The sequence below is a fragment of the Enterobacter sp. JBIWA003 genome (assembly GCF_019968825.1).
Lineage (GTDB): Bacteria > Pseudomonadota > Gammaproteobacteria > Enterobacterales > Enterobacteriaceae > Enterobacter > Enterobacter quasiroggenkampii.
Genome location: NZ_CP074170.1, coordinates 2,836,426 through 2,855,309, shown reverse-complemented (window position 1 = coordinate 2,855,309; position 18,884 = coordinate 2,836,426). Strand labels below are relative to the sequence as shown.

Annotated in this window: 20 protein-coding genes; 18 read left to right on the top strand and 2 right to left on the bottom strand. The window is 50.9% G+C overall.

Annotation, left to right across the window (positions count from 1 at the left end; all coding sequences use genetic code 11):
• The first annotated feature begins 11 nt into the window (after nt 1-11).
• The 18 genes from KGP25_RS13765 to KGP25_RS13680 all read left to right on the top strand — a co-directional run bounded on the left by KGP25_RS13765 (nt 12) and on the right by KGP25_RS13680 (nt 17,005).
• Entirely contained in the window at nt 12-806 is a 795-nt protein-coding gene (locus KGP25_RS13765; RefSeq protein ID WP_223539131.1) for a DcrB-related protein, read from the top strand.
• Nucleotides 807-808: 2 nt separating this feature from the next.
• Complete coding sequence (locus tag KGP25_RS13760) at nt 809-2,143, top strand: PAAR domain-containing protein (RefSeq protein ID WP_223539130.1); 1,335 nt, start codon at nt 809-811, stop codon at nt 2,141-2,143.
• Nucleotides 2,140-3,210 (top strand): ADP-ribosylarginine hydrolase Tri1, encoded by a 1,071-nt coding sequence (gene tri1, locus KGP25_RS13755; protein WP_223539129.1) that lies wholly within the window; start codon nt 2,140-2,142, stop codon nt 3,208-3,210. Before KGP25_RS13760 ends, tri1 begins: the two co-directional genes overlap by 4 nt.
• Nucleotides 3,211-3,574: 364 nt before the next feature.
• Nucleotides 3,575-4,012, top strand: a complete 438-nt coding sequence (locus KGP25_RS13750) for a hypothetical protein (protein WP_223539128.1) — start codon at nt 3,575-3,577, stop codon at nt 4,010-4,012.
• 59 nt (nt 4,013-4,071) lie between these two features.
• Nucleotides 4,072-5,994, top strand: a complete 1,923-nt coding sequence (tssI, locus tag KGP25_RS13745) for a type VI secretion system tip protein TssI/VgrG (RefSeq protein ID WP_223539127.1) — start codon at nt 4,072-4,074, stop codon at nt 5,992-5,994.
• Nucleotides 5,987-6,484 (top strand): hypothetical protein, encoded by a 498-nt coding sequence (locus tag KGP25_RS13740; RefSeq protein ID WP_223539126.1) that lies wholly within the window; start codon nt 5,987-5,989, stop codon nt 6,482-6,484. Before tssI ends, KGP25_RS13740 begins: the two co-directional genes overlap by 8 nt.
• Nucleotides 6,485-6,559: 75 nt before the next feature.
• Complete coding sequence (locus tag KGP25_RS13735) at nt 6,560-7,114, top strand: hypothetical protein (protein ID WP_223539125.1); 555 nt, start codon at nt 6,560-6,562, stop codon at nt 7,112-7,114.
• Nucleotides 7,115-7,117: 3 nt separating this feature from the next.
• Nucleotides 7,118-8,194: a hypothetical protein gene (locus KGP25_RS13730; RefSeq protein ID WP_223539124.1), complete on the top strand. Its 1,077-nt coding sequence runs from the start codon at nt 7,118-7,120 to the stop codon at nt 8,192-8,194.
• 75 nt (nt 8,195-8,269) lie between these two features.
• Nucleotides 8,270-8,710 (top strand): DcrB-related protein, encoded by a 441-nt coding sequence (locus tag KGP25_RS13725; RefSeq protein ID WP_045908993.1) that lies wholly within the window; start codon nt 8,270-8,272, stop codon nt 8,708-8,710.
• Nucleotides 8,711-8,713: 3 nt separating this feature from the next.
• The gene (locus KGP25_RS13720; RefSeq protein ID WP_223539123.1) at nt 8,714-13,081 is read left to right on the top strand and encodes an RHS repeat-associated core domain-containing protein; all 4,368 of its coding nucleotides are present in this window, start codon (nt 8,714-8,716) and stop codon (nt 13,079-13,081) included.
• Nucleotides 13,038-13,439: a hypothetical protein gene (locus tag KGP25_RS13715; protein WP_223539122.1), complete on the top strand. Its 402-nt coding sequence runs from the start codon at nt 13,038-13,040 to the stop codon at nt 13,437-13,439. Before KGP25_RS13720 ends, KGP25_RS13715 begins: the two co-directional genes overlap by 44 nt.
• A 420-nt stretch (nt 13,440-13,859) precedes the next feature.
• Complete coding sequence (locus tag KGP25_RS13710; RefSeq protein ID WP_223539121.1) at nt 13,860-14,294, top strand: RHS repeat-associated core domain-containing protein; 435 nt, start codon at nt 13,860-13,862, stop codon at nt 14,292-14,294.
• A complete protein-coding gene (locus tag KGP25_RS13705; RefSeq protein WP_223539120.1) occupies nt 14,261-14,881 on the top strand; it encodes an immunity 26/phosphotriesterase HocA family protein in 621 nt (206 codons plus the stop codon). Before KGP25_RS13710 ends, KGP25_RS13705 begins: the two co-directional genes overlap by 34 nt.
• Before the next feature lie 215 nt (nt 14,882-15,096).
• Nucleotides 15,097-15,444, top strand: a complete 348-nt coding sequence (locus tag KGP25_RS13700; protein ID WP_223539119.1) for a hypothetical protein — start codon at nt 15,097-15,099, stop codon at nt 15,442-15,444.
• Entirely contained in the window at nt 15,441-15,689 is a 249-nt protein-coding gene (locus tag KGP25_RS13695; protein ID WP_223539118.1) for a hypothetical protein, read from the top strand. Before KGP25_RS13700 ends, KGP25_RS13695 begins: the two co-directional genes overlap by 4 nt.
• A 140-nt stretch (nt 15,690-15,829) precedes the next feature.
• Nucleotides 15,830-16,054 carry a hypothetical protein gene (locus KGP25_RS13690; protein WP_223539117.1) on the top strand — a complete coding sequence of 75 codons (225 nt, stop codon included), beginning with the start codon at nt 15,830-15,832 and terminating at the stop codon, nt 16,052-16,054.
• Nucleotides 16,055-16,245: 191 nt separating this feature from the next.
• Complete coding sequence (locus KGP25_RS13685) at nt 16,246-16,611, top strand: hypothetical protein (RefSeq protein WP_223539116.1); 366 nt, start codon at nt 16,246-16,248, stop codon at nt 16,609-16,611.
• 100 nt (nt 16,612-16,711) lie between these two features.
• Entirely contained in the window at nt 16,712-17,005 is a 294-nt protein-coding gene (locus tag KGP25_RS13680; RefSeq protein WP_223540565.1) for a YciI family protein, read from the top strand.
• Between the two features lie 54 nt (nt 17,006-17,059).
• Here KGP25_RS13680 and ychF read toward each other — a convergent pair whose 3' ends face one another.
• Nucleotides 17,060-18,154 carry a redox-regulated ATPase YchF gene (gene ychF / locus KGP25_RS13675; RefSeq protein ID WP_003856650.1) on the bottom strand — a complete coding sequence of 365 codons (1,095 nt, stop codon included), beginning with the start codon at nt 18,152-18,154 and terminating at the stop codon, nt 17,060-17,062.
• 126 nt (nt 18,155-18,280) lie between these two features.
• Entirely contained in the window at nt 18,281-18,865 is a 585-nt protein-coding gene (gene pth / locus KGP25_RS13670) for an aminoacyl-tRNA hydrolase (RefSeq protein ID WP_023336005.1), read from the bottom strand.
• Nucleotides 18,866-18,884 lie beyond the last annotated feature (19 nt).

Below are 18,884 nucleotides of genomic sequence, written 5' to 3'. Positions count from 1 at the left end.
GAGTAACCCGAATGGCTGAATATATTCTTCAGGAAGCATCCCTTGCCTTACCCGATGTATTTAAAGACAGAACCATGAATTTATTTACCCTGAGTGATAACGGAGCCAGCGAGTTTACTTTTGTTGTTTCTCGTGCGAGTGCTAAAAACGAAGATAAAGTCCATGATGCGGCAACCCGTTTGGTACGTGAACTGGAAATTACGGTGCCCGACTTTCGTCTCGAATCCTCGCAGATGACCTCTGTTGATGGTCTCCCGGCGGTTGAGCTTTTTTATCAATTCAAAAATGATAATGCGATCATTTTCCAGAGGCAGACCGTTATTTTGCTCGGTGACCATCCTGGCGGCCAAAAGATGGTGTGTTATATCGGTACTTGCCCGGGCGAGTTTAGCGATTATTATCATAATCAATATCAGGAAATTATCCGCAGTATTAAGTTCCACAAACCGGCTCAGACTGAAACTAGAGAAATGCTCGCTGCCGACAGCCAGGGGCCATTTTTTGCGCTTGATAGTGAGAGTAAGGTACTCAGTGTCTTTGAAAACATTCAGGAACTGTATGGACACCTTTCGCTTCAGCGGGCGAAAGAGGGGCAGTATTTGCTTTTTGAAAAGCGTGGCAAACCACTCAGTATTGCACCCGTTCCGGACAGCCAACCCCTTCGTTACGCGCTCTGGACGACTTTCGCAGACAAATCACATCACCTACTTTCACAGCTTTCCGCATGCCGCCAGGTGTCTGGTTCTGACCCGCTTGATACAGCCGACCGGATCCGTAAGTATCTGATGGCACAGCGAGCCGAATAGCCATGTCCGAATGTCAGGCTGCTCGCGTAGATGATGAGATTGCACATACAGCCTCAAAAGGCTGGATGATTGCAGGATTGGTGGGCGGGGCCATTCTGGGCGCAGCTGCCGTTGTCGTCACTGGAGGGACCGCGCTGGTTGCTGTTTCTGCCGTTGCGGCTGGGGCATGCGCTGCGGGTGGGTTGGGTGAGCTCCTCGGCAGTATGTCATGGGCTCCACGCCATACTACCGGTACGCTAAAAGAAGGTTCACCCAATGTCTTTATCAACAGCCGAAAGGCTATCCGCGCTCATCTGTCAGCCGGAGAGTGTGACGAACACAGCGGTAGTCTGCAACGGGTTGCCGAAGGTTCGATAAAGGTTTACATCAACAACTTTCCCGCCTCTCGCACTGGCGATAAGCTGACATGCAGCGCTGAGATTAGCCAGGGATCGCGAAATGTTATTATCGGTGGAAGCAAGGTTCAGACCGATGAAATAAGTCCTGAAATACCGGAATGGGTGAACTGGACGATGCTCGCCGTTGGTGCCGGAGCCATGGCGGTGCTGGCCAGTCCGGCAATCGCACTTCTGAGTACCCTCGGTGCGATGGGCGGTGGGACTATTGGTGGCTACGCGGGTGGAATGCTGTGTGGCGAAGGTAGCGACGGTCAGAAATGGGGGATGCTGATCGGCTCGGTTATTGGCGGCGGGGCTGGCATGAAAGGCGGGGCAAGGTTTGATGCGTGGCGGGCTGGTAAATCAATGCCGCGCGTTAGTGCGGAACCTGCTACAGCTTCAGCTTCGCCAAGGATGAGCTTAAGCGAAGCCGTGGGGAAACAACGAGCCGAAAAATGGATTACTCGTGGCAGAGAATTGGCGGATAATCGAGATCCTGCTCTGTCTGCTTTACTCAGTGATGAGCAAGTAGGTGCATTGTATGGTTATACTACCGATCCAGGCTACCAAATGGTAAACCCAGCGTTACGAGGTATGAAACCAATGACTAAAGAAATGGAAGCATTTACTCAACATATAAATGATGGCTTAGACCAGCTTCCTACTTTTAGTGGCGAGACATACCGCGGGATGAACAGCCTACCTTCGCACATATTGGAAGGATATACTCCGGGCAAAACAGTTATCGATCCCGCCTTTCTTAGTACTGATGTTAATCGAGGCTTCAGCGGTCCTATCCAAATGCGTATTGAAGGTTTTTCCGGTAGGAAAATTGACTTCCTTTCAGAGTTCAATGCAACAGAGACTGAAGTGCTGTTTAAGCCGAATACATCGTTTGAGGTTATCAGCAGGTCAGATGAACTTGGGATAACGAATATAGAATTAAAGGAAATACCATGATCGACCTTCATTCCGAAGACTCAGTAATCAATCATTATGCTGATCGCTATCATACATACATGCCAGTTAATGTCCGTAAGGCAATAAGGAGCAACAGTATTGATAATTTGAGTTCTTCACAAGCCTGGGATGCAACTTTACCTTTAATTACGACTGAAGATGTTTCACGTGATAAAGCGCTTGGGGCGTTTGTGGGATTGGCTGTTGGGGACGCCGTCGGCACCACTCTTGAGTTTAAGAAAAGAGACAGTGAACATGTAGCAGATATGATTGGTGGCGGGCCTTTTCAATTAAAACCTGGTGAATGGACAGATGATACGTCCATGGCATTATGTCTGGCAGAGACTTATCTTTCAGAAAACAGAATGCACACCGATGTGCTTAGAAAATATCTCCTGAAATGGTATCTTGACGGAGATAATAGCAGTAATGGTCGGTGCTTCGATATCGGGAATACGACGCGGTTCGCGCTTGAACAGTATATGCGTGTCGGACCTTCCTGGTATGGTAATACAGAGAAACACACTGCTGGTAATGCTGGGGTTATTCGTCAAGCACCGGTGTCTATCTTTCGTCGAAAATCGCTGCGTGCGATTTACTTCGAATCACAGGCTCAGAGTCGAGCAACGCATGGCGCGGTAGAATCAATTAACGCATGCCAATTTCTCGGATTGGTATTGCACTATTTAATCAACGGTTATCAAAAAGAAGAAGCTTTTTCGCCTCATGTTTTCCCACTGTGCGCGCGTGTAATGATCATAAACGCGGGTGAGTATAAGCAAAAAACTCGCGACCAGATCCGTTCAAGTGGTTACGTTATTGATACGCTTGAGGCCGCGATGTGGTCCGTATGGAATACGGATAATTTCCGCGATGCCATTCTACTGGCAGCTAACCTTGCCGATGATGCTGACAGCGTTGCAGCGACGGCGGGACAAATCGCGGGGGCATTATATGGTTATTCCGGTATTCCGCAGGAGTGGAAAAACAAACTCGTACAGCACGAACGTATCGCCAAAATGGCAGGTGAACTGTTCGATAGAGCTCCAGAGGATAATTTCTTATAATTATATTAGTCATATGGCACGGGTATTGTACCGTGCCTCTTTCTTTGTCTGTCCCTAATGGTTTGTTAGTTAAAAGCGTCCCGGCGTGTCAAAAATTGGACAATACAGATTCTTCGAGAAGAGAAGATGTGGTGACCATGGTTTGTGGATAAAGAAAATTATATTGAGTTGGGTTGAATTAATGGCGTCACTGATATAGTCAATCAGCGGTTCGGGCCAATATTTCGCCTGGTAGCAAAATCTATCGCCGCGTTAAGCTGTATCTTGTTGTTATATGGTATTTGGTTTGGAAAAGGAGTGTGATGCGAAGTGAGATGACGACACGACAATGCCTGGAGAACAACATGTATAAATGTGGTACGTTATGATTCAATGGCTTTTCTTTATTCTCTTTATGATCTGGACACTAGCGCTTATCTGGAATGGAAAAGACTTATTCAGTAAAAAACAATGGCTCCTTGCTGGGTTGATGTTCGTTCTGGTGCTAGTGGCTACGGTTGTTATTGGTTTTACGTTGAAATGGCTCGCTCAGTCAATGTCATTATTCTCCGTCGCAACGGCGAAACAATATTCGATTATCTTTTCCATGTCTTTCCTGTGCGTATGGGGACTAAAAGTTACCGTTGTGCTGCTCTGCACGATCTTTTCCGGGATTACAGGAGGGCACAAAAAATACAATGCTGAAAATTATGAAGCAATATCGTCTATAACACGCGTCGTTGCGCCTTGCTTACTTATCGTTGCTAAAAGCGTAGTTTCCCTGGGTAGCGTCCTTATGTTTTCAGGTTTATGGCTTAAATAAGCACGATTTAGAAAATATCTCAACGAACACCGAGATTAGTCCATAGTGGAATAAAGATTATGCTCAACCGAATTACCGTTCAGCTCCCGGTGGAGGGGCTTCTGTTCTGGAAACTGACGGGCCGCGAGGCGATGTCCGAGTCGTTCGCGCTGACGCTGACCGTGCTCGGCACGGACGCACGCATTGACCGCAGTAAGCTGCTGGGCCAGCCGGTCACGGTGACCATCCCGACGCAGAGCCTGCTGACGTCCCGCTACATTAACGGCAAGATTACCCGCGTGGCGGTCAGCGCCGTTGAGCTGACGGGCACCCGTTATGCGGTGTACCAGCTGACGGTGGAGCCGGACCTGTGGCCGATGAAGCGCGACCGTAACCTGCGTATCTTCCAGGGCCAGACGGTGCCGCAGATTGTGAAAACGCTGCTGGGTGAGCATCAGGTCAACGTTGAGGACAAACTCACCGGCAGCTACCGGGTGTGGGACTACTGCGTGCAGTATCAGGAGTCGAGCCTGGACTTCATCAGCCGCCTGATGGAGCTGGAGGGGATTGCGTATCACTTCCGCCATGAGGCGGACAAGCACACCCTGGTGCTCACCGACGCCGCCACGCAGTACCAGCCCTTCAGCGGCTATGAGGTCATTCCGTACCACCAGACGCCGTCGGGCGGCAGTACGGACGAAGAGGGCATCAGCCAGTGGGCGCTGGAGGACAGCGTGACGCCGGGGATTTACAGCCTCGACGACTATGACTTCCGCAAGCCGAACGCATGGCTGTTTCAGGCCCAGCAGAACCCGGCGTCGCCGAAGCCGGGCAGCATCGACGTGTACGACTGGCCGGGTCGCTTTGTGGACAAGGGGCACGGGGAGTTCTATGCCCGCATCCGTCAGGAGCGCTGGCAGGTGGAGCATCAGCAGATTCAGGCCACCGCGACGGCGGCGGGGATTGCGCCCGGGCACACCTTCACCTTAACCAACGCGCCGTTCTTCAGCGACAACGGTGAGTATCTGGTGACGGCGGCGGGTTACCACCTCGAAGAGAACCGCTATGCCAGCGGCGAGGGGGAGACCATTCACCGGACCGATTTCACGGTCATTCCTGCGTCGGTGGCCTACCGTCCGGCGCAGAGCACGGCGTGGCCGCGCACCTACGGCCCGCAGACGGCGAAAGTGGTGGGGCCGAAGGGCGAGAGTATCTGGACGGACAAATACGGCCGGGTGAAGGTGAAGTTCCACTGGGACCGTCTGGCGAAGGGCGATGACACCAGCTCCTGCTGGGTGCGCGTGTCGAGCGCGTGGGCGGGCCAGGGCTACGGCGGGGTGCAGATCCCGCGCGTCGGCGATGAGGTGGTGGTGGACTTTATCAACGGCGACCCGGACCGTCCGATTATCACCGGTCGCGTGTACAACGACGCGAGCATGCCGCCGTGGGCGCTGCCGGCTGCGGCGACGCAGATGGGCTTTATGAGCCGCACGAAAGACGGTTCCGTGGACAACGCCAACGCCCTGCGGTTTGAGGATAAAGCGGGCGCAGAACAGGTATGGATCCAGGCCGAGCGTAACATGGACACCAGCGTTAAAAATGATGAAACGCACAGCGTCGGCGGCGAGCGCAGCCATTACGTGAAGAAAAATGAACTGCATCGCGTGGAAGCGAATCAGACTCAGGCCGTGAAAGGTGGCACCGAGATCCTGACGGGGAAAGGCAAGCTGGATGCGGCGGTGGAGCAGTATGTTATCGCTTCCGGGACGAAGCTGCGGCTGGTCTCAGGGGAAAGCGCCATTGAGCTGAATGCTAACGGCAAGATTAACCTCATCGGCAAAGAGTTTAACTTCTTCGTGGAAGGGGATGGGTATATCACCACGGGCGGTAAGCTGCATCTGAATACCTCGGGAACCAAGCCGGGCACGACGGCACCGGGATCGGGGCATAAGGGGGATATTGATGCGGCGGTGCAGGCGAAATTTACGGCCAAAGATGAGTAAAGCAGGTGCGGTACTTATCGCGTTACTAACGACGGGAATGGCTGGAGGAGATGCGCAGAAAAAGGATCTCTGGATGTTTATTTCCGGGATGAGTGCATCGCTTAAGACGTTATCCGTTACAACCCTTAGTAACGCGCCGTTACCGTTTAAGATGACCAGGCAAAATGAATATATCAATTTCTACAATGCCGACGATATCAAACTCGCTGATGGAACGAACATAACCGCAATTGGGTTACGTTTAAGCAAAGATAACGACGGCATGGCGCCTTTACTGAATTTTTCACCCTCCTCAGGTCAATGCATAACGCTGGATACCGTTAAAAAGCATTATCCGCAGCTGACGTTAACTGATTATCCACGAGGCCGCTCGGAGAACGAAGTGACCAGCCATACAGCCCGAAAAGATATGAATGGACAAAAGGTGAGCTTCAGTTTCACCGTGAAAAATCCTCACTGTCTGGGTTCAGTCGTCATTAGCGCAGACTAAGAAATACTGCACTCATGTCCTGGCGGTTTCTTCAGGGTGATAATTGCAATACACATTCAATAAATGACGATTAACGTGAAAAAACACACGCCGATATTTCTTTGTTCCATCCTGATGTTTACCTGTCTCGGAAGCAATGTGGTTTTGGCTCAGGTAATGCCTCCCGTTCTGACAAAACGGGATTTTTCTGTGCAGATCAAAGACCAGCCTGTCTCATTGGGCGACCGATGGTCTCCTGATAGTGCCGGTAAAATTGATGTGCCGTTGGAAGGCAACTTTGTCGGTGAGGTTCCTTTTGACGGAACGAACTATAAATTCTACCAGCATCAAAGGGCTGGGTTAGAAATATTCAGTTCCAATCTCTGGTGGGATAAAGCTGAACGAAGCGTTGATGATTATATCGTGTCGCAGATTACGCTGACTGCCGAAGACTTCGCAACGCCGCGTGGTGTCCATGTGGGTTCAACGAGAAAGGAACTGAACAGCGCATACGGTACCGGTCAGGTCGACAATGATGCGGGGGAGCAGTGGATTACCTACGAATTGGATAAAAAAGTGCTTTCTTTTGAGATAAAAGGCGGGAACGTTATAAAAATAACGATGAATTACAACAATGATTCTCAAGAATAATTTATGACCAAAAAATATCTGGCAGTCGTATTGTTCACGGCTTTATTGACAGGCGTCGTTGAAACGTCATCGGCACTTGAATTATCGCAATACAATAAGCTCGATACGGTAAGTCGCATCCTTAACGACAGTGAAGTGACAGACAATCTCAGGACGCTGTTAGGAAATCATTACCAAACCTTTATTGATAACTTTGACGTCTTCGGCGAACCGCACACCACCGCAGGTGGAGGACTGTTTGTTGAAGGCTGGCTAAAAGATCTTTATCTGGAGAACGCGTCAGCGCTGGTTATCAATCCTGACGGCAAAATCTTTGCGGCCTGGGTGGTTCCGGAGTCGGACGTAATCCATTACCAATCCTCTGATAATAGCCCGGGTATTAATGCTGATATCCAGCAATGGGCCGCCAGATTCCATACGATGCAGTTTGCAACGAACAGCCAATCGAGACCTGCGTTTGACGGGGTTTGGGCAGGCGGGGTTGGCAACGACTCGACGTTAACCCTGCAGTTAGCTGAATCAGGCAACCGTGTCACCGGGTCTTATTGCTATATCTCCCAGAGAGGGAATCGCATCGACTGCCCGGAAGAAGATGAGCGAAATCTTAGCGGTACGATCGCGGGAAACCGTGCGAACGTAGAGTTCAACTCATCGTTTGGCGGCGCAGGCGGAAGGGCTGTTCTGGAAATAAAGGGGAGTGAAATGGAATGGCGTCTGGTAACACCTCCACAAAAAGGAAATGATTATACTCCGCTGCGTTATACGTTACGTAAAACCGCTTCGGTTCATCACGCTGAAACCAGAAAACTGGACACCGAAAAGTTCACTATCTCTCTGATAAACAAGTGCGGGCGTTTCGAGGGTGAATGTGACCAGATGGTTTATCTCGGCGTGCGCAAAAGCGATAACAGTACGATCTCCTTAAAGGGAAAAACGTTACACGACTCCGCAGGTAAAATAATCGGCTCAACGTACAAGAATGGCGAGATCGTTTACACCGTGACGTATGCGCCTGTGAAATTGGTTGTCAGTAAAGGCAGCCATGTTTTAGTCGAACAATCAGGTCAATGGCGTAAATAATAAAACAGCCAGCCAAAGGGCCAACATGGATTGGCCTTCTTGTTTCTCTCAATATTAATCATCCCGAGTTCACTTATGAAATACACCCTCCAGGAAGGTTCATTTTCCCTTTTTCCTGCTGCCTGGCAGGATAACAGCATGAACATCATTCGCGATGACGAAAGCGGGCTGTCCGTGGTGGTCAGCCGCGGCGTGATTCCCGATGGCAGCGACTACGAACAAGAGTTTCACCGCCAGTGGGATGTGTTGCGTCCTCAGATGGGTGAGATCGCCCAGAGCGAATTCCGGAACGTAAACGCCGGGCCTGACGGCAAAATCACCGGGCTGGAAGTTGAGACCACCTTTGACCGTAACGGGCAACGCCTGTGGCAAAAACAGCTGGCCGTGCAGACGCCGGGCAAACCGGTATTGATGATTTTTACCCTCTCGGCATTAAGAGCCTTTACCGAAGAGGACGAGGTGCGCTGGAGCGCGCTTAAGCAGAGTCTGACGCTAAACGACAACCGGAATGTGTAAGGCATGAGCGATAACAACGCGGCCCGTAAGGGCGACGAGATTATTCACTCCAGCATTTTTGCTGACATCACCAGCATCGTAGCGGAAGGTGCCGCCTACGCGGTGATCGGCGCGGCGGTGGGCGCAGCAGCAACCGTAGCGGCGCCATTGCTGGGGGCCGGGGCGGCCGCAGCGGGCGTGGCGGCGATTGGATCCAGCTCTGTGTTAAGCGGGATTATCGGTGGCGTGCTGGCGAACGTGGCGGGGATCACCGACGACATCAGCAACGCCGCGGAAGGGTTAGGCAATGCGCTTTTCCCGCCGTCGCCTGCGGGTAAAATTACCACCGGTTCGAACAACGTACTGACCAACGCAATCCCCGCCGCCCGCGCGGCAGGGACGTTGACGCCCGCCGATACACCGTCCCCTGAGCCGCAGTCACCGGGCAGCTTTGCCGATTACGCGGGCATGTTGCTTTCCGCCGCCGGACAGTTCGGCAGCGAAATGTGGCAGCCGAGCGTGGCCTCTGCCGCCGCGGGGACCTCGCCGCTGGAAGAGGACAAGGTGGCGTGTGAAAAGCACTCCGGGCCGCAGTATCTGGCGGAAGGCTCTAAAAGCGTCTTTATCAACGGGCAGCCCGCGGTGCGTGCGAAAGATCGCACCACCTGCGAAGGCACCGTTTCCGACGACGTCTCCCCGAACGTGATCATCGGCGGGGACACGCTCACGGTCCGCGATATCAAAAGCGGTAAAACGCCGGGTCTGGCGCTGGGGATGATTGCGCTCTCCCTGCTGCGCGGGCGTCCGGGCAAGATCCTGAAAAACATGCCCTGCGCGCTGGCCGCGGCCGGCGGCGGGATGCTGGCGGATATGGCGGTCAACGCCGTGTTTGGCTCCTCGCACCCGGTCCACGCCGCCACTGGCGTGAAGGTGCTGAACGACGACGATGAGCTCGACTTCTCGCTGCCGGGGCGCTTCCCGCTTCGCTGGCAGCGCAGCTACAACAGCCTGACCACCCGCGAAGGGCTGTTTGGTCTGGGCTGGGCAACGACCTTTGACAGCTATCTGGCGCTGGAAGATAACCATGCGACCTGGTTCGATGAAACCGGGCGCGAGCTGAGCTTTGAACTGCCGCCTGTCGACCGCGCGTTTTACAGCATCAGCGAAGGCATCATTATCCGCCGCAATGAGAGCGGCGACGTGGCGATTGCCGACGATGACGGCGCGGTGTGGCGTCTGTATAAACCGACCCGCGGGAATCCCTCCATCCTGCGTCTGGCCTCGCTCAGCAACGAATACGGCAATGCGCTGCTGACGGCGTGGGACGAGCACGGCAGGCTGGTTGGTCTTCACGACGAGCCGCGGGCGATAGACGTCACCCTGCGCTATGAAGATGAACGATTCCCCCATCGCGTGACCGCTGCCAGCCATTTCGACGGCAACCAAACCTGGCCGCTGATGCAGTGGGGCTACGATGCGCGCGGCCAGCTGGCGAGCGCGACGGACGCCTCCGGCGTGGTGACGCGTGAATACCGTTACAACGACCACGGCCTGATGGTCTGGCACCTGATGCCGGGCGGGCTGGAGAGCGAATACCGCTGGCAAAAATTCGACCACTGGCGCGTGGTGGAAAACCGCACCAGCACCGGCGACGGCTGCCGCTTTAGCTATGATTTAGCCGCCGGGCTGACGACCGTCGAGCACTACGATGGTCAGACGCGCCGCCACTACTGGAACGCGCAAAATCTGATTGTCCGCTACGTAGACGAGCGCGGTGAAAACTGGCGCTACGAGTGGGATGATAACGAGCTTCTCACGCGTCGCATCGATCCGCTCGGCAACGCCGTCACCTTCGTCTACGACGAGATGGGCAACCGGGTGCAGGAGACCGATGCCGACGGCAATACCCGCACCACCACCTGGCTGGAGCACCGCGCGCTTCCCGCGGCCATTATCGAAGCCGACGGCAGCGCTACCCGGTTCTGGTACGACGAACATCACGGGCTGAAGCGCGTGGTGGACCCGATGGGGCAGACGACGCAACTGCGCCGGGACGAGTTTGGCCAGGTCGTGGAAGAGGTCGATGCCGCTGGCAACAGCCGCTACCAGGAGTACAACGAGGCCGGGCAGATTGTCCGTTCGACGGACTGTTCCGGGCGTATTACCCGCTATCGCTATCATCCGCTGGGCTGGCTGGTGGCTGAGACTGGTGCCGACGGTGAAGAGACGCGCTACCGCTACGACGCCGCAGGGCGTCCGGTGCAGCTCGATCGCCCGGAAGGCTGGACGGAATCGCTCAAATGGAACGAACGCGGTCTGCCGGTGAAGCATGCGGGCGCCGACGGGAAAGAAAGTGAGTTCAGATACGACGAGGCGGGGCGCTTAACCGCCACCCGTAATACGCAGGGTGAAGAAGTGCGACGCCGCTGGGACAGCCGCGGGCGTCTGATTGCCCTGGAAAACGAGAACGGCGAAGCGTATCAGTTCCGCTGGGGGCCAGATTCGCTGCTGCTGGAAGAGGTGGGGCTCGATGGCGTAGCCTCGCAGTATCGCTATGATGCCTGCGGGCGCACGATTGCGCGCACCTTTGCCGCCGGTCATCCGGAGGCTATCACCCACGCCTTCGCCTGGAGCGCGAGCGGCCAGTTGGTCGCCCGCACCACACCGGAAGGGCAGACCCGCTACCATTACACGCCGTCCGGGCTATTAAGCCGGATTGGTCTGCATCCTGCGCTTTCACCCGACGCGTGGACCACCGAGGCAGAGCAGGAGCTTGCCTTTGAGTATGACGCGCTCGGTCGCGTCACGCGCGAAGCGGGCGAGCACGGTGAGCTGGCGTGGGAGTATGACGCGCTAGGCAACCGCACCTCCGTCACGCTGCCCGATGGTCGCGAGCTGAAGCAGTTCTACTACGGCAGCGGGCATTTGCTCAGCATTGCTCTCGATAAGCTGTCGGTCTCCGATTTTACTCGCGACGAACTCCACCGTGAGACCAGCCGCACCCAGGGGCTGTTGACCACCCGCAGCGAGTACGACCGCCTCGGCCGACTGCACCGCCGGGACGTCTTTACCGGCAATGCGCAACGCCCGTCGCCGCGCCGCTGGTCCCGCCGCTGGGATTACGACTACCGCAATAATCTGGTGCGCGAAGAGCGGGACGATAACCCGTTCAGCTGGTACCGCTGGCAGTACGACAGCGCCGGACGCCTGCTCGTTCAGGACGGCACGCTGCCGGGTCAGGAGCAGTGGCGCTGGGATGCAGCCGGTAACCCGCTGGAAGGTTCTGCTGAGAAGGTCACGCACAACCGCCTGACGCAGCTGAACGGCATTCGCTGGCGTTATGACATCCACGGCCGCACCGTGGAGAAGGATAACGGCCAGACCCGCTGGCACTACCGCTACGACGGCGAGCATCGCCTGACGGAAGTCATCAGCCAGCCGCGGGATCGCAACAAACCGCAGACGCAGGTCAGCTTCCGCTACGATCCGCTCGGTCGCCGCATCAGCAAAACGCGCCGCCAGATGCTGGGCGGACAGCCAACCGGCAAGCCGGTCACCACCCGGTTTGTCTGGGAAGGGTTCCGACTGCTGCAGGAAGTGCACGGGGATGTGCCGCTGACCTACGTTTACAGCGATCAGAACAGTTACGACCCGCTGGCGCGTATTGACGGCGTTGATGCTCCGGAGATTTTCTGGTTCCACTGCCAGCCCAACGGCACGCCGGAGCGGATGACGGATATCGAAGGGCAGGTGCGCTGGGAAGGGGTAAACAGCGCCTGGGGCAAGCTGCTGCGGGAAAGCGAGACGCAGATATCAGGATATTCTCAGAACCTGCGCATGCAGGGGCAATACCTGGACCGTGAGACAGGGCTGCACTACAATCTGTTCCGGTATTATGACCCGGACTGCGGGCGGTTTACACAGCAGGACCCGATAGGGCTGGCGGGGGGAATAAACCTTTACCAGTATGCGCCGAATGCGCTTACTTGGGTCGATCCTTTAGGGCTCGCGAGCACAAATAATCCTGGTGTATATGATGTTTATGGTGAGTCATATTTACCTAAAGACATGTTTAGAATGAGTGACGGAAAACACTTCCAGGAAGCGAACAGACAATTATATTATAAAATGAATAATGACCCATTATATAAAGCTGCCCTAGAGGAAAAATTCCCGGGTATATTTGAAAAGGTTTCTCCAGGTAAGCGTGGCGCGTTCCCAAGAACAGCTCCAACAGGTTCTGGTTGGGAAACAACTTGGCACCATCATGAGCGAGTTGGTGGGTTGTTACAATTGGTTGATGGGCCAGATCATAACTCAAGGCATCTGGATTATCACCCGAAAGGATATGGTGGAAGAAAAACTTGGGGTGGTGGTTCTCGATGCAGATAATTGTGAGGGTACAATGAATACATATACATCTATAGATGAATTAATAGAAAATCTTTCTCAGTTAGAGCCTGGGGAATGGATTTATGCTAATATAAACACTTGGGAAGCACGGCCAGAAGATACTCAGTTCTATTATATTCCTTGGGATTATATCCAAAGTTTGGAGGATGACGAAATATACCTTGATGAAGAGGATTTAGAAATGCCGTTAGCAGTAGAAAATTTTTCTTTGAAAGGGTGGATGTTAGTCAGTTCTTTAAACTATATTGTGAAGAACAAAAGTAGTGGAGGTCATGGGAATAAATGGTTTATCGATGAGGTGAATTATTATAGGGAAAATGACACATATAGAACATGATTTTAATAATGATGGGGCAGTTCGCTTAATTAAGCAATCAGTTCGAAACACGTTGATAAAAACCCACATTTTACGTGGGTTTTTCGTTGTCACCCTAAACCTCCTACTAGGGCGGTGGTGATTGATCCTGTAAGGATATAACCTGAAGAATACCCGTGTCGGCATATCTCATATTACTCACTTCTAATTTGTTTGATGGCAATTTTTTGCATATCGTATTAGCTGAGGGGGAAAGTCAGCCTGCTAGATATAAAGTTATATTGCTAGGGTTTGCATTAACTGACAGCAATTAACACTTTTCAGGGAAATAGCATGGTAATGCAGGTTTATTACCGTCCACTATTGCTGATAAATTACAAGACCGGGAAGTTAAATCCTTTGATGATTTTAGAGAGAACTTCTGTATAGGGGAACCTGCGCATGCAGGGGCAATACCTGGACCGTGAGACAGGGCTGCAGTACAATCTGTTCCGTTATTACGACCCGGACTGCGGGCGGTTTACGCAGCAGGACCCGATAGGGTTAAATGGCGGGTTAAATCTTTACAGCTATGCTCCTAATCCTATAGTTTGGACAGATCCTTTAGGTCTTATACCTTGTAAGGGGTTACCATCCACTCGAAGGGCTGGAGGCACAGGCAAACATTATGATCCCGTAAATGGTCAAGGGTTGTATGTGCTACACGATGCAAAGAATATTATCTCTGTAGGACGTGGGGATGCTCCAGCACGTTTGAATAGCCATGCGAATACACCGGGTAAATCACATTTGGAACAGTTGACCATATTTAATAATAATTTGACAAAGCGGAAGCTAAATTCTTGGAACAAAAGATTATGGATCTTAATGGTGTAGCTAATTCAACAAACTCTTTAACAAATCTCCTCAATAAAATCAGGTCATATAGCCCTAATAACCCAAACGCTAGCAAATATGATATTGCAGGCCATAGCAGTGATTGGGGGGGAAGTATTGAAAGATGCGTTATCAATTCTGAAAGTGAATGGCTGATGAAAGTAAAATATAAAGAGGGTGACATCTTTGTCATTCCGATGAGTAATGGGAAGTATGCGTTTTGCCAAGTTGTTTTTGCTCCAAAGCAAAAGTTTAAGCAAGCATTAGGTTTCTGTATTTTATCAATACAGGATACGGAGAGGGTTAAAGAGAACAGTTCACTAACACCCCTATCGTTTGAAAAATTTGGCAAAGAGATGAAGGTTCTGTTCACTGGCAACCAAAATATTAGTAAAGGCATTTGGAAAATTATTGGTCATGCTGATCTCACAGAAGAAAAAAAACAATTAAAAATATTTAATTATGCTGGTGGCTTATATGATGGGGAGGAGGAAATCAGGCGTTTGTCTGTTGCTGAATACCCTAATTACACAACTATGGGAGTTTCAGGCTTTGAGCTTGTCGACAATGTTCTAATAAATATTTGATCATCAGGGGAAGGGGCTTCCCCAGCTAGTTTTCATGCAACAGCAGCTCATTGAAAGCTTTAATAAATTCACAAGTTTTTATGAGTGTCTGGCCAAATAATATTGCAACAATGCATGCTGGAGAAGAATAGCCACAAGTTTGTCACGCAGATCTGGATATTAATATTCATACCTTCTCCCGTAGCGGGAGAGGACAGTCGGTCGTCTGCACTACGGTGGAAGGGCTGACCCGCTACCACTACATCCCGTCAGGTCTGCACAACAATTTGTTATGGTATTATGCATTCCAGATCAAAGGAGCAGATAAATTAAACCCAATTGATCCTTTGGATAAATCATGGAGTGATGGACGTCTAAGAGCTGAGTTTGATACTCTTCAATTATATGTAAATGGTGTTCCGCAAGTGCGAACCCCGAGAATGTTCGGCGATAGACCAAGAGCGCTACTTGAACCGTTTACTAAGACATACCCTGAATACGGTCAAGATAATGTTCAACAGCTGCATGCTAAAAATAGAGTTATTAATTTCGACAAGATTGATATTCTTCCAGAGAAACCATGATAAATTTACAATCTTATGATGAAGTATTGGATTTCTTAGAGCTGTTTTTTCAAAAAAATATTCTTGATTCTAATTATTTTCAGGATATGCAGTCTATTTTAGCTGAATGTCGCAAAGAACAAACGGTAGCTATTCGAGCTATAGACTCATGTTTTATGGAATATAGACGAAAGACTCAGGATTTTAGAGTTTCTACTATTGAGGAACAGGAAATATGGAAGCAGTTGTTCAATGTATGGCAATAAAATATTAAATCAACAACTGGCAAAGATTTTTTGTTTCCTGGTTGTAAGACGTTGGGAGGCATCATTGAAATTGTCATAGGTTAAACACCTGTCGGTGATGGATTGATTTCATCAATTACAAATAAATAGAGATATGAAAAATGAATGAGGCTATTTTTACAGGTTTTGGAATTTTCATAATTAAAAGAGAGGGTGAATATTTTATCCGATATGACAATGGAACTATTGCTATGATTGAAAAGGAATCAAAAATTACATCAGAAGAAGCATTGAAAGCACAAAAAAGTGAAAGAGATGCTTATGATGTTATTATAGCCACTCAGACTAGAGAAGGAAAAAACAAGCCTTGCTTTTCACAAAAATAATATATTCTTATAGTGTGCGGCAAGTTAATGAATTTAATATGAAACAATGCTCTTTCATTTAAATTTGAACTTTTCTAGATTTTCATATTTGAAAAAAGTCATCGTTTTATTTAGTGCGGTAACTATTATTATAGGGTTGATTTCTTTGTAAATCTAGGGTTTATAGTTATCAAGTAATTTGAGGTTTAACTATGATTGAAAATCTCAATTGTATAAAAGAAAATAACTTGCTCGAATGGATATGCGGTGAAAGAATCTTACTAATTAATGTGCCATTTTTAGACTGTGCAATTGTCGATTCAATACGTGAATTAATATTTGTATTGAGTAAACCAAAGCTATTACCAACCGCTTTAACCATCTTCAATGCTCAGGGCGAAAAATTATTTTGGACTGCTCCTCCTGAAGGTGCAACTTTCTATTACTTAACATTAAATTTGTCAAAGGAAGTGGTCGTTGTCTGTAGCTATACAGCAAAACAAAATGGTTGGCATGATTGGTTTTATTCCTATGATATGAAGCGTAACGAGTTGTCTCGATCAGGCCCTGCTTATTGAGTTCTAATGTGTACCAAAAAAAACATAACGATACCCAGTGGCAAAAGCAGGAGTGCATAAGCATTCCAACAAACGACTAAAAAAAGCTGAGAGGCAAAAGATGACCACGGTTTACATTGTTATCTTGACCTATATAAAACCACTCGAAGAAATCGACGAAGCGATACCTGCTCATGTGGAGTGGCTTAAAAAGGGGTACGCAGAGGGGATTTTCCTGACATCCGGTAGACGGATCCCAAGAAATGGTGGGGTCATTCTCGCGAAATGTGAGAGCCTTGCCTCTCTTGAAGAGCGCTTACGCGAGGATCCTTTTCAGAGGTTAAAGCTTGCGACTGTTGAGATCATTCCATTTGAACCCAGCATGAAAACAGAACTCCTGGAAAATGTGTTTTAACCCCGGAATAAAAAAATCCACGCCAAAGCGTGGATTTTTTTCATTCAAAACCAATCAAACGTTAAACAGGAAGTTCATCACATCGCCATCTTTAACGATGTAATCTTTCCCTTCCGCACGCATCTTGCCTGCTTCTTTCGCGCCTTGCTCACCCTTGTAGGTGATGAAGTCTTCAAACGCGATAGTCTGCGCACGAATAAAGCCTTTCTCGAAGTCGGTGTGGATCTTACCGGCCGCCTGAGGCGCAGTCGCACCCACTGGGATGGTCCACGCACGCACTTCCTTCACGCCAGCGGTGAAGTAGGTCTGCAGGTTCAGCAGCTCATAGCCTGCGCGGATCACACGGTTCAGGCCCGGCTCTTCCAGACCCAGCTCGGCCATGAACTCTTCACGGTCGGCGTCGTCCAGCTCGGCGATGTCGGATTCAACGGCCGCGCAAACCGCCACAACCACAGAACCTTCCGCCGCGGCGATTTCACGCACTTTGTCCAGGTACGGGTTGTTCTCGAAACCGTCTTCGTTAACGTTGGCGATGTACATGGTTGGCTTCAGGGTCAGGAAGCTCAGGTATTTGATCGCCGCTTTGTCTTCGTCAGTCAGGTTTTTCAGCGCGCGCAGCATGCCGGCGTTTTCCAGCTGTGGCAGGCATTTTTCCAGCGCAGCCAGTTCCGCTTTCGCGTCCTTGTCGCCGCCTTTAGCTTTCTTCTGCACGCGGTGAATCGCGCGTTCGCAGGTGTCGAGGTCAGAGAGCGCCAGCTCGGTGTTGATAACGTCGATGTCGTCAGCCGGATCCACTTTGTTGTTAACGTGGATGATGTTGTCGTTCTCGAAGCAGCGCACAACGTGGCCGATCGCTTCGGTTTCACGGATGTTGGTCAGGAACTGGTTACCCAGACCTTCGCCTTTGGATGCGCCTTTTACCAGGCCCGCGATGTCCACGAATTCCATGGTGGTTGGCAGAATGCGCTGCGGCTTAACGATTTCCGCGAGCTGGTCCAGACGCGGATCAGGCATTGGCACAACGCCGGTGTTAGGTTCGATGGTACAGAACGGGAAGTTCGCCGCTTCGATACCCGCTTTGGTAAGCGCGTTAAACAGGGTGGATTTGCCCACGTTTGGCAGACCGACGATACCGCATTTGAATCCCATTTCTAAATCACCTTAATATCTTGATAATCAATCCGTTAACGATAACCGATTGATGAAAAGTAAATAACTACGCCTATTATACACGTAACCCGCATGACGCGCGGTAAAAAAGCCGTATCGGGCGGATTATTGCGCTTTGAAAGCATGTAAGCGGTTTGTCGCTTTGGTTAAGCCGTCTTTCAGCCAGATTTCCGTGCAGCGTGCCGCTTCGTCTACCGCCTCGTCAATCAGTTTCTGCTCAGAAACCGGTGGCTTACCGAGCACGAAACCGACAACTTTGTTTTTATCGCCCGGATGGCCGATTCCCACGCGCAAACGGTGGAAATTCGGGTTATTGCCCAGCTTGCTGATGATGTCTTTTAGGCCGTTGTGGCCGCCGTGCCCGCCGCCCAGCTTGAATTTTGCCACGCCTGGGGGAAGATCCAGCTCATCGTGGGCGACCAGAATTTCATCCGGATTAATGCGATAAAACGTTGCCATCGCCGCTACGGCTTTACCGCTCAGGTTCATAAAGGTGGTAGGCACCAGTAAGCGAACGTCCGCGCCAGCAAGGTTGATACGTGAGGTATACCCGAAGAATTTAGGTTCTTCACGCAGGGGAGCACGTAACCGCTCGGCCAGCAGATCGACGTACCATGCCCCGGCATTGTGGCGGGTGGCCGCATATTCTGCGCCCGGGTTGGCGAGGCCGACAATCAGTTTAATCGTCACGATTCAATTCCTAATGGGT

Coding starts and splice junctions, on each gene's coding strand:
- KGP25_RS13715 (WP_223539122.1), top strand. CDS start 13,038: ATGGTGGAAGAAAAACTTGGGGTGGTGGTTCTCGATGCAGATAATTGT.
- tssI (WP_223539127.1), top strand. CDS start 4,072: ATGCTCAACCGAATTACCGTTCAGCTCCCGGTGGAGGGGCTTCTGTTC.
- KGP25_RS13720 (WP_223539123.1), top strand. CDS start 8,714: ATGAGCGATAACAACGCGGCCCGTAAGGGCGACGAGATTATTCACTCC.
- KGP25_RS13740 (WP_223539126.1), top strand. CDS start 5,987: ATGAGTAAAGCAGGTGCGGTACTTATCGCGTTACTAACGACGGGAATG.
- KGP25_RS13750 (WP_223539128.1), top strand. CDS start 3,575: ATGATTCAATGGCTTTTCTTTATTCTCTTTATGATCTGGACACTAGCG.
- KGP25_RS13710 (WP_223539121.1), top strand. CDS start 13,860: ATGCAGGGGCAATACCTGGACCGTGAGACAGGGCTGCAGTACAATCTG.
- KGP25_RS13695 (WP_223539118.1), top strand. CDS start 15,441: ATGATAAATTTACAATCTTATGATGAAGTATTGGATTTCTTAGAGCTG.
- ychF (WP_003856650.1), bottom strand. CDS start 18,154: ATGGGATTCAAATGCGGTATCGTCGGTCTGCCAAACGTGGGCAAATCC.
- KGP25_RS13725 (WP_045908993.1), top strand. CDS start 8,270: ATGAAATACACCCTCCAGGAAGGTTCATTTTCCCTTTTTCCTGCTGCC.
- KGP25_RS13685 (WP_223539116.1), top strand. CDS start 16,246: ATGATTGAAAATCTCAATTGTATAAAAGAAAATAACTTGCTCGAATGG.
- KGP25_RS13760 (WP_223539130.1), top strand. CDS start 809: ATGTCCGAATGTCAGGCTGCTCGCGTAGATGATGAGATTGCACATACA.
- KGP25_RS13730 (WP_223539124.1), top strand. CDS start 7,118: ATGACCAAAAAATATCTGGCAGTCGTATTGTTCACGGCTTTATTGACA.
- KGP25_RS13680 (WP_223540565.1), top strand. CDS start 16,712: ATGACCACGGTTTACATTGTTATCTTGACCTATATAAAACCACTCGAA.
- tri1 (WP_223539129.1), top strand. CDS start 2,140: ATGATCGACCTTCATTCCGAAGACTCAGTAATCAATCATTATGCTGAT.
- KGP25_RS13765 (WP_223539131.1), top strand. CDS start 12: ATGGCTGAATATATTCTTCAGGAAGCATCCCTTGCCTTACCCGATGTA.
- KGP25_RS13690 (WP_223539117.1), top strand. CDS start 15,830: ATGAATGAGGCTATTTTTACAGGTTTTGGAATTTTCATAATTAAAAGA.